Raw genomic sequence first — 14126 nt, 5'->3', positions numbered from 1 at the left:
CCCCATCGCCAGCTTCTGGTGCCCTGTAACCCCCGTTACAGCCGACATGAGCGAGACGCGCCCGGATCGCCGGAGGGAGTTCGGTCGCGGTGCCCGCGCGGACCGTCCCCCTACTCACCTGATGGCACCGCACGCGATCCGGTTGATGTCACGTCCGGTTGAAGAGTGTCGGTGAGGCGGACGTTTCGGAAGGCCGTTTTTGACAGGATCGACAGGATAGACAGGATGAAGACAGAGCGATTTCAAATCCTGTTCATCCTGTTCATCCTGTCAAAACTGTTTGGCCTTTCCATCGCGCGTTCGTGCCCCGCGTCCGGGCGTTCACGGCTCGTCAACAAAGCGGCACGACCACCGGGCACGTGTACCAGGGAGGGCGCGACGCGGGTGGCAGATCCGGAGGGCTCAGGGAGAGCGACCGCGATCGGGAGCTGAAGGTGCGTGACCGACGGGCTTGCCAGGTAGCAGAGCCGCGCCGCGCGAAGTCGTGAAGCGCATTGCGTCCGATCGACAAGACGGTTACCTTTACGGGACGATATTACGTCATGAACAGTGGTCCGGCTTTTCGGGAGTCAAGTGCCGATGGTTTCGCCGCGTCGCCCCGGTTTTACGCTCATCGAACTGTTGGTGGTGATCGCTATCATCGCCGTCCTGATTGGGCTGCTGCTACCGGCCGTCCAAAAAGTCCGCGGGGCCGCCGCGGCAATGAAGTGCCGGAACAACCTCAAGCAGATCGGTCTGGCGTTCATTAACTGCTGTGACACGAACGACGGGAAGATCCCGATCAACCACTGGTACCCGACTGTTCCCGGGGATCACGGCAGCGTCTTCTTTCACCTGCTCCCGTACGTGGAGGGGCAGAACGTCCACGACGAGCACTTGTGCAGGCCGATTTACTACAACATCGTGTCGCGGTGCGCGTGGGCGCAACCCGGGACCGTCGGTTACCCGTCGATCCCGGGGCGGTCCGGGATGGCGAACAAACCGTTCCCGGCGTACACCTGCCCGGTCGACTCGACCGTCCCGAGCGGGGGCGTTGAGGGGCTGCACACGTTCGGCAGCTACGCCACGAATTTCCTGGTCGCCAGCGCCCCGGGCAACGAGCCCTGGCTGTACAACCCCAAGTCGATCTCGTACCGCCGGTACCCGGCGGGGATTCCCGACGGCACCTCGAACACGCTCATCACGTCGGAAAAGCTCGCACGGGCGATACCGGGGGAGCTGTACCAGCGCCCGTACCTGGCCTCGCTGGCGGGAAATATGATCTTCGCCAACATGGTCGACGTGAGCCACTTCGGCTACGACGCGGGGGCGGTGAACGAGCAGCAGACGCCGGTCGACTACTCGACCGCCAAGTTCGTTGTGCGGCCGACCCAGTCGTACTGCGAAACGAACATCCGCCCCGTCAACGGCTCCGGCTGGCCGAAACAGCTTTCGGTGTGCATGACGAACGCCAGCGCAGAGCACCCGGGCGGCATCCACGGGGGGCTGGCGGACGGGAGCGTCCGGTTCGTCTCGGAAGGGGTGTCCGCTGCGGCGTGGTGGTTCGCAATGACCCCGGACCGCGGCGACTTCGCGGACGCGACTTGGTGACTCCGCGGCGGCGGCCCGAATGTGCCGCCCCCCGAACGGCCCGCAAAAGGCCGTTACCGCTGTGCCCGCGGGACGCGCCCGGATCGCCCGCGGGGGGGGGGGGGGGGGCGGTCGCAGTGTCCGCGCGGACCGTCCCCCTACTCACCTGATGGCACCGCACGCAGCCCGGTGCGACTGACGCCGCTTCCAACGCAAGAGGGCCGGTGATGGGCGCGCTACCCGCCGGCGGACACGGGCGGACGGGCGGGGCTACCCGGTCGCGGTGATGCTGCTCGGGGACGGGAGGAGCCACGGCGAGAAGCACACCGGGCCGCGAACCTCACCGGGTTCCCCCCGGCTCGTGACGATCCCGCTCAACCGGTAGCGACTCGCAGGGGTGAGCGAGGTTGCCGTGTGTGAGGTGAGCAACTGCGGCCCGATCGTGGACGAGAAGAGCAACTTGTTCCAGGTGCTCGCAACGGCGGTGGTGGTGAACGGCGTGGGTCGGTCCCCGCGGGGGTAAGAGAAACTTATTCTTTCATTCGCTTTTACTTATCCGTGACGGATGACTTCCTGTAGTGCCGGTAGTATTCCTCAGGATAAAATCGAACGATAAAGAAAATAAAGAGCAACAATCCAAAGCCGAGGAGCACGCTCCATCCGTTCAGCCCACCGAATTTCACCTTTAGCTCAGGAAAGCCACGCTCGTGATTGAAAGCGAACGTGAACTCGTCCGGGCGCAGAGCGGTCCCGGCAATCATGGCGGATATTACTCCGATCCCCAGGAATGCCATTGTGGAAGCGAACCGGGGTGGCGAAGGCAAAACGAGATAAAAGTAAACGATTGATGCCGCGGCAGCTAGATTGATTGCCAAGAAACCGGTCAGCCAGCGTTTTGCAGGTATGCTCTCGAAAAATGCCAATTGCTCGGGTGGCAGAAGGCTCACAGCGGCTGCAACGGCCACGCACACTGTGAGAACGACCAGCAATAGCCTGAACGAAGAGTTGGGCGACATCATAACGCCGTGGACGGGCTTAGGCTGATCTTCTCTTACTAACGCCGCGAAGAAAAGATGTCGTCATCACTCCGACTACCGCCAGAAGTAAAAAACCCACCGCGAGCGCGTTCTCTCCGACTACGAATTGCCCAATACCGATTGCTAGACTTGCGACCGTCATTGCGACGGATGTTCGTAAGCTGCCAATTAAGCCCGGCGTGTGAGCAATTGGCTTCGGTGTAAACTCAACCACAGCAGGCTCGCTGCTCGGGAACATGCCGTCCAAGCTCACCGGTCCCGTTCGCCAGCGACGGTACGACGCTTGCGAAGCCCGTTCGGCGGCATCATTCTGAGCGCCCGGAAGGCTCATCAAGTGCGGCCGGTGGGTAGAGGAAAGAGTGGCCATTAGCTTATGAGCTTCCGCGTTTCCTCGGTAATACAGGCCTCGAAAACCTTATTCTTCCACTTCTGAAGCTTACCGAAAATTGGCCAAATGTCATTCTCGCCCACGATGCCTTCTGTGCAAAACAGATCGAGGTCGAAGATGACAGAGACCTGCCCTTGGGCCGGAGGCTCGACCGCTGTCTGCGTGATCGCAACGGTTGTTCCATTTTCTTCAAGCGGAATAATTGCCTGAAAAAAGTAGGCGCCCAAGTCTTGCGGCAACTCGGGTGCAATCGTCGGCAACGTCTTAAAATACGTTTCGAGCTTAACGTTCGCGTGCGGGAAGTCGAAGCGGTTGATGTACCGCAACGACACGCGGTTGTACCGACTCGGCTTCGTTACGCGCCGGTACTCTTCCCACAGGCGCCGAGCCTCAGCGAAGAACTCATCCCAGCCATTATAGGGACGCAGGCGGTTGAACGCGAAACCGTCGAGTTTGGCCTGGAAAACCTGCTTCTTGTCCGCGGACACGAACTGGTACCCAAGCGGGTGCGTTGACGTGCTGGTCAGCGACTTCTGATTGGCGAACTCGAAATGGCCGTGGTGAAGCCGGGTTTCTTTACGCCCAGGGTATTCCGCCTTCACTCGCTTTTGGCAATTCTGGAGCTTGTCAAGCGGAAAGTCTGGCGCCAAGCTCACCTGGATGTCGAGTACAGCCTCAATGAGCGGCGCCCTCGAATATTGCCCGCTCGCGTTCATGGCTCTGTGTCCTCGCACTGCAACTGCCGACCTCCACCCCTTAATAATCGCACCGTCTGAGCGGAATAGCCACCAGATACCGACGCGCCTGCGGTCAGACAACGCGAATTGGGCACGGTGCGGACGTCCGCACTTGGAATCCGTTGGCACCACTCCAAGGTAACCGGGCGTAAGCGCGAACCCGGGGAGCGGGAGTGTATTTCGGCAGATAGCCGCTCTCGACAGTCACGCCCAGCATATCGGCTGATGGCACGAGGTACATTGCGAGTTGTGCCCCGCTGTAACTCCCCTCCCTACCACTTCCACACAGACAGCCCGCCCCGCACACTAAAGCCTCACCGGGCCGCGTATTCCGCTGGCGCAACGGCACTTGGTCTCGATCCACGGGCTGGAGTACCAGGAGCGGGAGTGGTGCGAAGGGTTCCTCAGCTCGTTGCGCCGCGGAACGGTCGCGGGTATCGTGGACCGGATACCGCCCGCGTGGGGCGTGCCCGACGCGGGCCGCGCCGCACTGGTCGAGCAGATCGTTCGCCGGGCGGCGTTCGTGGCAACTAGAATTCACAACGGCTGGCCTCTCGACGGGCGCACGGATTCCCCTGTCGCGGCGACTCCCAACCCGTGACCACGGCACCCATGAACCGCATTCGCACGCTCTACAGCATCATCCAGTACGTCCCCGACAGCGGCCGGGCCGAGGGCGCGAACGCCGGCGTCGTGCTGTTCGTCCCGTCGGCCCCGCCCGCCGCGCGCGTCCTCGTGCGCACGTCGCCCACACTCGAACGGGTGCGCCAGTTCTTCAAGCCGTCCAAAACGCAACTCCGCCGGGTGGAACTCAACGTCGAGGCGCTGAAGCACCGGCTCGAACTCGCCCGCTCCGAGTTGGAAACCGAAGGGCAGTTTGAGCACTTCGTAGCCACCCGCGCCGACACGGTGCGACTGACCCCGCCGAAGCTCGCCGTCGTCACCGACCCGCGGGCCGAGTTCGACGAGCTGTACGCCGAACTGGTCGGCGACCCCGATATCAAAGAGCGCGTCGCGCCCCAACACGTTTCCCTCCCGTCGCGCGTGGCCGAGGTGTTCGGCCGGCTGGAAGCCGAGCGGAAGGTGTGGCGCCCGAAGCCGCTGAAGGTGCCGGGCGTGCGGCGCCCGTTCGAGGTGTCGTTGGCGTACCAGAACGGCGTCACCAATTACGTCCGGGCGGAATCGCTCGCGGACCGAAACAGGGCCGAGGACCGGCTCCCGAAACTCGGGTTTAACGGCCAGTTGATCCACCAAAAGCCGATCGACGACCACCCGGGGCGGCTGGTGGTGATGTCCGCCGACAGCGGCGCGGAACCGGACATCGAGAAGCGGTTCCGCGAGACACTCGAGGCGTTCCACGTCCGGTTCGTGCCCTACGCCGAGGCCGAGCAGTTCGCCGAAGAGGTCGCGAAGACCGCACACTAACCCGACACCACTCGTTTCACGTTGCACGCTCCACGTCGCACGTGAAGCTCAAAGCACACGAATGCCCGTAGCCTTTGCCGAGCCGGTTCCCAACTTGGAACCGGGAACCTGGAACGACTGAACACGTGCGGCACCGGCGCGTAATATGGCGGCCGTTCGCGGGTATCTCTGGTACGGCGTGCGGCCCGGCGCCCGGCTCGCGAGGCACCCGATGAAACCGCTGCCCCAGGTCCCGTTCTCCGTTCTCGACCTGTCCCCGGTGCGCGCGGGCGGCACCGCCGGCGAGTCGCTCCGCAACACCATCGACCTCGCGCGGCACGCGGACCGGCTCGGCTACCGCCGGTACTGGCTGGCCGAGCACCACGGGCTGCCCGGGGTCGCCAGCGCCGCCACCGCCGTCGTCATCGGGCAGGTCGCCGCCGCCACGGCGCGCATCCGGGTCGGGTCCGGCGGGGTGATGCTGCCGAACCACCCGCCGCTCGTCATCGCGGAGCAGTTCGGCACGCTCGCGGCGCTGTTCCCCGGCCGCGTCGATCTGGGCATCGGCCGCGCCCCCGGCGGGGACCACCGCACCGCCCGGGCGCTGCGCCGCCACTTCGGCCCCGCGGACAACTTCACACAGGACCTGGAGGAGCTGCGCGGGTACTTCCGCCCCGGCGGCCCCGGGAACGGGGTCCACGCGGTCCCCGGCGAGGGGCTGGACGTGCCGGTGTGGCTGCTCGGGTCGAGCGACTTCTCCGCGCGCTTGGCGGCCCGGCTCGGGCTGCCGTTCGCGTTCGCGTCGCACTTCGCGCCGGACTACCTGCACGAAGCGCTGGCGCTGTACCGCCGCGAGTTCGAGCCGTCGGCCGCGCTCGCCGAGCCATATGCGATGGTGGGGGTGAACGTGGTGGTGGCGGCCACGGACGCCGAGGCGCGGAAGCTGTTCACGTCGGTCCAGCAGGCGTTTCTGAACCTGATCCGGGGCGCGCCCGGGTTGCTCCCGCCGCCGGTCGAATCGATGGACGGCCGGTGGAACCCGATCGAACGCGCCCACGTGGACCGGATGACGGTGTGCTCGGCGGTCGGCGCGCCGGCCGCCGTGCGCCGCGCGCTGGACGTGATTACCGAATCGACCGGGGCGGACGAACTCATCCTGACCGCCCAGGTGTACGACCACGCCGCCCGGGTGCGGTCGTTCGAACTGGCCGCGGCGCTCCGCGCGGACGCACATCGAACGACCGCCGCGCCGCCGGCCGCCGCGCCGGTCGCGTCGAGCGTGTAGCCCTCATTTCGGCACCCGCGTGCGCCTCGCGCCGCGCCAAGAAATCGCATCCGGTCGTTTCGAATCGGCGACTCACCGAGGCTACACCCGCCTGCTGACGCAGGCGGTTCGACCGTGGCTTGTCGAACCGCCTGCGTCAGCAGGCGGGTGGCGCACCACCAACAAACTGGAACCGCCTGCGCTCCGCGGGCACGAAGATGTGCGCGCCGGCCGGGCCGGGCGGATCACGGGACGTTGACCAGGCGCTTCGTTTCGTGCCCGACGCCGCAGTAGCGGACGCCGCCGAGCGTGATCACCCAGTACTCCTTCGGCGTGGTGGACGAGGGGATCGCTTCGAGGTCGGTGTCGCCGACCCGGCACAACCGCACCTGCGTCCACATGCTGAGCCCGACGCGGTCCGGGTCGGGGTGCTGAACGAGCATCTCTTTCGGACCGGTGCCGTCGAGCTTCGGGTCGTTCGTGCGGGCGCCCCAGCCGATCACCGCGCCGGCCGCGAACACAACGAGCAGGGGAATAACCTTCATGATTTGCGCTCCGTTCGCTCACGTCCGATCTTTATCCGTCCGCCCGTCTCGCCGCAAATTAAAAAGCCCTGACACGAAATTGTGATTCGGCAGCTTCCCGTTGGTCACATGCGTGCGCCACCCGCCTGCTGACGCAGGCGGTTCGACAAGCCACGGTCGAACCGCCTGCGTCAGCAGGCGGGTGTAGCCTCGGCGTACTCGGGTTGCCCAGCCGGTCGCCAAGATTGCGCGAACCTGGAACTACTGGCATCTGTTTGGCGAGACGCCCCGTTCCAAAAATGCTCTCGCTCGCGGACGGAACGGGACCTCCGGTATAGCCGGAGACGAGCCCCGACCGGTAGGTTCGCGCTCACCCCGGGTGGCAGCGGGTTGCGATGGTAGCCCGGAGCCGCTTTTCGTGCCATCACGGTTGGCGCGACCGCACGGGGCGCGGCTCGTCGAGGATAGCGACACCCACCCGGTACGTGCGTGGCTGGGCTCGGCACCATGCCGGTGCGAGACGCTTCCCCGTGTGAAACGAGGGTCCGAGAGGCGAGCGGACACGCCGGCGCGAATTCTGTGGCGGGCGGTGCGTGAGGAGGCAAGACATGATGAACATATGAACAGGATTTAAAATCGGTCTGTCTTCATCCTGTTTATCCTGTCGATCCTGTCAAAAACTGTTAGGACTTACGTAGTTGACTTTTGGGTAAGTAGGTATGTAGGTGCGGCGAGGTAGGTTCGCACCGCTTCGCGCACGATGGCCGTCTTGGCCGCGAACCAACTGACGCCGGACTTGAGCCGGTGCCACTCGAGCCGCAGGAACGCGCGGATCGCGAGCCCGATGTGGACCGCTTGGGCCCGGCTCATGCGCACCTGGCACCGGTCCACGTGGCAATGCTGCTTGAGGCCCCGGTGATACTCCTCGATGCCCCACGCGTGCCCGGCCAGAACCGCACGAGTGGCCTCGTCCATGTCGAGGTCGTTGGTGATCCAATGCTCCGTGCCCCCATCACCGGTGGCGATCCGGAACGCCTTCACCAATCCGAACCCCTCCAGGTGCACCACCGTACCGGCGGCCCCGATCGGGCACCCCTCGATGGCCCGATTGCCCGTGCGATCCGGGTTCACCCGCCGGTTGCTCCGCACCCGGGTCAGGAAGTGCCACCCCAGGGCCCGCACCGCCTTCCGGTTGTCCTTGCCCGAGTACCAGGTGTCGAACAGTACCACCCGGGGCGACAGGTCCCGTCCCTTGGCGACCGCCAGCATGGCTCGGAAGTGGTCGTTCTTGGTCTCGGCTCGGGCCGGGTCGGCGAGCCGGTAATCACACGGTACCAGGGCGGCCCCGTCGGTCCACAGCAGGGTCACCAGCCCGATCCCGCTCACCACCCGGCGGTGCCGCCCGGACCAGCACCGGCGCACCAGCCCCATGTGCCGGGCGAACGGCTTGTCCAGCACCGAGTCGTCGAGCACCACGGCACCGCCCGGGCGGACCGACGACCGGGCTTCGTCCCACAACGCCGCTGGGTCCGGTTCCAGCCGGTGCAGCAGTCGGGTGAACGCATCATGCGCGGGCGCCGTCGGATGGTCCGGTTGGGCTCGCGCGGCTTCCGCGGCCGACGCCACCTTGGGGGTGGCGATCAGGAATTGGATGTAGTCCTCGGCGCTCGCACGTGGTGCGTTCATGGCCCGATCATAGACCAACAACACACCATGCGCAAATCCTGCGCCAGCGCAACTGCGTAAGTCCTAACTGTTTTAGAAGCGTGCGCCCCGCACGGGCCGCGACGATCCACCCGTTCTCATACACGTGCCCGGTGGTCGTGTCGCTTTGCTTGACGAGCCGCGACCGCCAGGGAGCGGGATACGTGGCACCGCTCCCTGGCGGTCGCGGCTCGTCAATAAAACAACATCCATCGCCCGGGGGTGGGGCACGAACGTGGGATGGAAAGGCCAAGAATTATTTGACAGGATCAACAGGATGAACAGGATTTAAAGCCGATCTGTCTTCATCCTGTCGATCCTGTCAAAAGCGGTTTTCAGAAGTGCGGGGCCGCGTGTCCCGCTTTCGTGTTGAGCGGGGCCGCGTCACGTGACGTAGCTGTCCGCCGCGGCGCGCGTGTAGGTGCCTTCCAGATCGAGCGTGATTGCCCGCTCGGTGGTCAGGGCGAGCGGAATGGGTGGGAGCGGGGCGCCGATCGCCAGCGCGTGGTGCCACACCGCCAGCATCCGCCCGCCGGTCGCGGCCGGACCTCCCACCCGGTAGCTCACCGCCGACGGCGCTTCCGGCCCCGGCAACTCCGACCCCAAACCGGCTGCGATCAGTTGCGGGAACGAGAACCCGAGCGGGCGGCGGTGAACGTCGACGAGCAGCGTGTGAACGCCCGCCCGCAAGTAGCTCAAGTACCGGGCCGCGTACTGGTCGCGGGAACCGGGGCGGTCCTTGTTCCGCGGCGACACCAGTTCCACGACCGCCACCAGCCGGCCGTCGTGTTCGACCTGAACTGAGGTGTCCTCTTCGAGCGTCGCCACCGCCACTTCCATGTCCGGCTCCGGCGCGGGAGCTTCGGGCGCAGATGGTGCGGTCCCGTTCGGCTGAATGACCGCCACGCCGGGCTTGATCGCCGCGGCCCCGATGGCCACCAGGGGGCTGGAGCCGATGATCGCCCGATACCCCGGCGGCAAGGCGGCCCGGAGCGCGCGGGCGAGTTCGGTCATCCAGAAGATGTGCAACCCCTCCCACCCGGGGCGATCGGTCCAGTCGTGCAGCGGCATAAGGTTCCCGGTTAGAAGGCGCCTGTCATTGTACCGCCCGCGGGCTACGAGACCGAGCGACCAGCGGGCTCGTTCGCCCCGCGTGCGGGCCGAGACGGCTTCGTCGCTCGCTCATTCACGGTCCGGCTGGTTGTGTCTGTTTCTTGTGGCACAGACATTCCTGTCTGTGCGGCGCGATAAGGCCGCACAGACAGGAATGTCTGTGCCACAAAGACAAAAACCAAAACGGGCAGCAACAGCCGGTTCGTGTCTCAGGTGCCAGAGGTGCTTCCGGTTCGGGGCTGGGCACGTGGTGATCGCGCGCGGAAATGGAATGGCCAGCGCGCGCCGCCGGCGGTGACGGCTCCGGGCACGATTCACGCCTTTTGCCGGTGCTTTTGTGGCCCGGTGCCCTTCGGCACAGCGTTCGCAACGACCGGCGCAAACGGCCCGAGTCGGCCCCGCCTCCCGACGACAACGGCTTACCGCGCCCCACTGCGGAACTCGTGAGAACTAAAGGGTTATGACCGCTCGACACACGCACCGCGGGTTCACACTGATCGAACTGCTGGTGGTGATCGCCATCATCGCCATCCTGATCGGGTTGCTACTGCCCGCCGTTCAAAAGGTGCGCGAGGCCGCCGCGCGCATGAGCTGCCAGAACAACCTCAAGCAGATCGGTCTGGCGATGCACAACTACGAGTCCGCGAACGGCGGGCTCCCGCCGCGGCGGAACACCACCACGGGCCAGCGCCGCGGGTGGGGGCCGGCGATCCTCCCCTACGTCGAACAGGCCGCGCTCGGCGGGAACTACCGGCTCGATAAAGAGTTCTTCGCGCCCGAGAACGCGGCCAACATCATCGTGCCGCTGAAGATCTTCACCTGCCCGTCGGTCCCGAACAGCCCGCGCACGGTGACGGTCACGTTCTCCGGCGTGTCCGCGACCGGCGCCGCCGGGGACTACTTCGGCCCGAACAGCTTCCAGTCCACGCTGTACGGCAACCCGAATCTGAGCGGCAACAACACCTGCACCGCGATGAGCGACAACGCGAACCGCAAGTTCACCGACATCACCGACGGCACCTCGAACACGCTCCTGGTGACGGAGCAGGCCGGGCGGCCGGACTTCTACATCCTCGGGGTGAAACAGGCCAGCAACACCGCGCAGTCCGCCTACAACCAGTGGGGGCCGTGGGCCGCCTACCAGGTGACCCGGCTCCAGCAGTTCGGGTCCGACGGGATCACCGCGGACGGAGACGGCGGCTCGTGTACCATTAACTGCAACAACAGCCAGGGCGTGTACGCCTTCCACAGCGGCGGCGCGCCGGCCGTGTTCTGCGACGGCAGCGTGCGGTTCATGCGCGTGGGCATGAACCCCAACACGCTGTTCGCCGTCGTCACGTGCAACGGCGGCGAGATCCTGTCGGAAGACATCTGATACCGAATCCAGTAGTTTCAGGTTCCAGGTTCCAAGTTCCAAGTGGAGTCACAAGCGACACGAATCGCCGGCGCTTGTGACGAGCGGGGTTCCGACTTGGAACTTGGAACCTGGAACCTGAAACTACTGGATTTCCTCGCAGGGAACGAGTCATGCGATACGGGCTGAGTCGCACCGAGTTCGCGGTCTCCGCGGTGCTGTGCTTGGCCGCGGCCGGGCTGGTGCTGCCGCGCGTGCAGGCGGCCCGCGCCGACGCGGCCCGGGCGCAGTGTACCGAGAACCTCCGCAAGCTCGGGCAGGCGTGCCTGGAGTTCGAAAAGGCGCAAGGGGGCCTGCCCCCGCGCCGCGGCGGGTTCAACAACGGCGAGCCGTACAGCGGGTGGGGCGCCGCCATCCTCCCGCACCTCGGCGAAGAGGCGACCGCGAAGAAGTACAACCCCAAGCTCGACTTCTTCGACCCGGCCAACAAGGCGGCCGTCGAGACCCGGGTGAAGCCGTTCCTGTGCCCGGCCGCGCCGGCCGAGCGGGCGGTGCGGATCGAGTCGCAGGCGTCCACCAAGGCCGCCAACCCGGACAAGGACACGGTGTTCACCGTGGCGGCCGCCGTCAGCGACTACATCGCCTCCAACGGCGTGCTGCTGCCCCGCGGCGGGTACGCGCTGAACTTCAACGACGCCGGCCAGATGAACGGCAACCAGCGCCAGCCGATGGGCGACAACGACGTGACCCCGCTCGCGAAGATCACCGACGGCACCTCCACCACGCTGCTGCTGATCGAGCAGGCGGGCCGCCCGGCCGTGTGGCGTAACGGCAAGAAGCGGGACAGCGACGGGCAGTTCGGGATGAGCCCGAACGCCCGCGGCGCGTGGGCCGGGTGGGGCTCGATCGCGTTCGGCCCGGCCGACGCCGCGACCGGCGAGAGCCCGGGCCGGGGCGACGCCACCGACTGCGCCGTCAACTGCAACAACTGGTTCGGGGTCTACGGGTTCCACGCCGGCGGCGCGAACGTCCTGATGTGCGACGGGGCGGTGAAGTTCGTCGGCCCGAAGCTGGACCCGCTCACGTTCGCGTACCTGACGCTCCGCGACGACGGCCACGCGGTCAGCCCCAACGACTTCTAACGCCGCCGGCGCCACCCGCCTGCTCACGCAGGCGGTTCGACGGTGGCTTGTCGAACCGCCTGCGTGAGCAGGCGGGTGGCGCGTAGCGAGCGGTCCGTGGCTTGTCGAACCGCCTGCGTGAGCAGGCGGGTGCAGCACCCCACGGGGCCGATATTCACCCACCCGAGCACACGGAACCCATGCGCTACTCCTGCTGTTTGCTCGCCCTCGTCGCCGTGCCGGCCGCGCTGACCGCCGCCCCCCGCGACCCCGCGGCGCTCGCCGCCGTCATCGACGCCCGGCTCGCGGCCGAGTGGAAGAAGGCCGGGGTCGCGCCCGCGCCGGCGGTCGACGACGCGACCTTCCTGCGCCGCGCCTCGCTGGACCTCCTGGGGCGCGTCCCCGCCGCCGCGGAGGTGCGCGAATTCCTCGCCGACGCCGCGCCGGACAAGCGGGCGAAGCTGGTCGCGCGGCTGACCGCCGCGGGCGGGCACACCCGGCACATGGCGACGTTCTGGCGCCGCACCTGGGTGCCGCAGGCCGACACCCCCGAGTTCGCCCGCCTCGCGGACGACTTCGAGGCGTGGGTCGGCGCCCGGCTGCAAGAGGGCGCGCCCTACGACCGCGTGGTGCGCGAGCTGCTGACCCTGCCCGCCGCCCGCACCGCCCGCGGCCCGGTGAGTCCGGTCGGGTTCTTCGCCGCCAGCGAGAGCAAGCCCGAGAACCTGGCCGCCAGCGCCACCCGCGCGTTTCTGGGGGTGAACTTGGACTGCGCGCAGTGCCACGACCACCCGTTCGCCCGCTGGACCCGCGACCAGTTCTGGCAGACGGCGGCGTTCTTCGCCCCGCCGATGCAGGATAAGGCCGGGAAGCCCGCGCCGCCCGAACTCACCATCCCGAACACGAAGCGCGCGCTGAGCCCCGAACTGCTCGACGGCACCGCCGTGACGTGGCCGGACGCGCCCGCCCCCGACACGGGCCGCGCGCTGCTCGCGGGCTGGCTCACCGCGAAGGACAACCCGTACTTCGCGCGGAACGCGGTGAACCGGCTGTGGGCGCACCTGTACGGGACCGCGCTGGTGGAGCCGCTCGACGACCTCTCGGGCGACGGGGGGAACACCGGCTACCACGCCGACCTGTTGAAGGAACTCGCGACCGCGTTCGCGGACGGCGGGTTCGACCTGAAGTACCTGACCCGCGCGCTGGTGCTCACGAAGGCGTACCAGTTGTCCGCGGTGGTCGCCGAGGACCAACCCTCCGACCCGCGGCTGTTCGCCCGGATGCCGGTCCGCGGGCTCACCGGCGAACAACTGTACGACAGCCTGCGCACCGCCGCCGGGCTGCCCACCGAGCGCGCCGACACCGACCGCGGGCTGGGTTTGGAGGCCCGCAAGCGGTTCGCGGCGCGGTTCCACGTCGAGCGGCCGGTGACCGCCGAGCGGTCGGTCACGCAGGCGCTGGCGATGATGAACGGGCGGCTCACCAGCGACCTCGCCGACCCCGCGAAGAACCCGACGCTCGGCGGGGTGGTGGGCGCGCCGTTCCTGGACACGAAGGGCAAGGTGGAAACGCTGTTCCTCGCGGCCCTGGGGCGCGAGCCGACGGCGAAGGAGCTGCGGACCATGACCGACCACATCGAGGGCGCGTTCGAGGCCGACCGCGACCGCGCGCTGGGGGACGTGTTCTGGGCGCTCGTGAACAGCACCGAGTTCAACACCAACCACTGACGCCGAGGGGCGAGTGCCTGTTTTTTGTGGCACAGACATTCCTGTCTGTGCGGCGCGTGAAGGCCGCACAGACAGGAATGTCTGTGCCACAAAGCCAAGATCGGGCAGCACAGCCCGATGCACCGCGCGGATCACACCCCGCGACGCGCGCTCACCCCGAGCCCATGTCCGCCGCTGCTTGCCA

Annotated in this window: 13 protein-coding genes; 8 read left to right on the top strand and 5 right to left on the bottom strand. The window is 66.9% G+C overall.

Translation table 11 applies throughout. The features are described 5' to 3' along the window. Positions 1-579 precede the first annotated feature (579 nt). Positions 580-1590 carry a DUF1559 family PulG-like putative transporter gene (locus tag GobsT_RS04745; protein WP_010048787.1) on the top strand — a complete coding sequence of 337 codons (1011 nt, stop codon included), beginning with the start codon at positions 580-582 and terminating at the stop codon, positions 1588-1590. A gap of 376 nt (positions 1591-1966) precedes the next feature. Beyond that, positions 1967-2092 (top strand): hypothetical protein, encoded by a 126-nt coding sequence (locus GobsT_RS40380; RefSeq protein ID WP_010048785.1) that lies wholly within the window; start codon positions 1967-1969, stop codon positions 2090-2092. A 25-nt stretch (positions 2093-2117) separates the two neighbouring features. Here GobsT_RS40380 and GobsT_RS04735 read toward each other — a convergent pair whose 3' ends face one another. Then, positions 2118-2534 (bottom strand): hypothetical protein, encoded by a 417-nt coding sequence (locus GobsT_RS04735; RefSeq protein ID WP_162683556.1) that lies wholly within the window; start codon positions 2532-2534, stop codon positions 2118-2120. Between the two features lie 438 nt (positions 2535-2972). After that, positions 2973-3710, bottom strand: a complete 738-nt coding sequence (locus GobsT_RS04730) for a TIGR04255 family protein (RefSeq protein ID WP_010048781.1) — start codon at positions 3708-3710, stop codon at positions 2973-2975. 370 nt (positions 3711-4080) lie between these two features. Here GobsT_RS04730 and GobsT_RS04725 point away from each other — a divergent pair, with 370 nt between their 5' ends. From GobsT_RS04725 to GobsT_RS04715, 3 genes are all read left to right on the top strand, one after another. Further along, complete coding sequence (locus tag GobsT_RS04725) at positions 4081-4332, top strand: hypothetical protein (RefSeq protein ID WP_010048777.1); 252 nt, start codon at positions 4081-4083, stop codon at positions 4330-4332. 11 nt (positions 4333-4343) lie between these two features. After that, positions 4344-5156, top strand: a complete 813-nt coding sequence (locus tag GobsT_RS04720) for a DUF3037 domain-containing protein (protein ID WP_029601242.1) — start codon at positions 4344-4346, stop codon at positions 5154-5156. A gap of 211 nt (positions 5157-5367) precedes the next feature. Beyond that, a complete protein-coding gene (locus GobsT_RS04715) occupies positions 5368-6420 on the top strand; it encodes an LLM class flavin-dependent oxidoreductase (protein WP_033199770.1) in 1053 nt (350 codons plus the stop codon). A gap of 224 nt (positions 6421-6644) precedes the next feature. Here the strand turns inward: GobsT_RS04715 and GobsT_RS04710 are convergent, their stop codons facing one another. From GobsT_RS04710 to GobsT_RS04700, 3 genes are all read right to left on the bottom strand, one after another. After that, a complete protein-coding gene (locus tag GobsT_RS04710; protein ID WP_010054680.1) occupies positions 6645-6944 on the bottom strand; it encodes a hypothetical protein in 300 nt (99 codons plus the stop codon). Positions 6945-7613: 669 nt separating this feature from the next. Then, a complete protein-coding gene (locus tag GobsT_RS04705; protein ID WP_010036248.1) occupies positions 7614-8609 on the bottom strand; it encodes an IS701 family transposase in 996 nt (331 codons plus the stop codon). Between the two features lie 402 nt (positions 8610-9011). Then, positions 9012-9698 (bottom strand): DUF4058 family protein, encoded by a 687-nt coding sequence (locus GobsT_RS04700; protein ID WP_010053725.1) that lies wholly within the window; start codon positions 9696-9698, stop codon positions 9012-9014. A gap of 502 nt (positions 9699-10200) precedes the next feature. Between GobsT_RS04700 and GobsT_RS04695 the strand changes: the two genes are divergently transcribed. From GobsT_RS04695 to GobsT_RS04685, 3 genes are all read left to right on the top strand, one after another. Beyond that, positions 10201-11115 (top strand): DUF1559 domain-containing protein, encoded by a 915-nt coding sequence (locus tag GobsT_RS04695; protein ID WP_010053167.1) that lies wholly within the window; start codon positions 10201-10203, stop codon positions 11113-11115. 152 nt (positions 11116-11267) lie between these two features. Beyond that, the gene (locus GobsT_RS04690) at positions 11268-12236 is read left to right on the top strand and encodes a DUF1559 family PulG-like putative transporter (protein ID WP_109571275.1); all 969 of its coding nucleotides are present in this window, start codon (positions 11268-11270) and stop codon (positions 12234-12236) included. Between the two features lie 179 nt (positions 12237-12415). After that, positions 12416-13942: a DUF1549 and DUF1553 domain-containing protein gene (locus tag GobsT_RS04685; protein ID WP_010053146.1), complete on the top strand. Its 1527-nt coding sequence runs from the start codon at positions 12416-12418 to the stop codon at positions 13940-13942. Positions 13943-14126: the final 184 nt, after the last annotated feature.

This window comes from Gemmata obscuriglobus (assembly GCF_008065095.1).
Taxonomy (GTDB): domain Bacteria; phylum Planctomycetota; class Planctomycetia; order Gemmatales; family Gemmataceae; genus Gemmata; species Gemmata obscuriglobus.
This window is presented reverse-complemented; position numbering and strand designations above follow the sequence as displayed.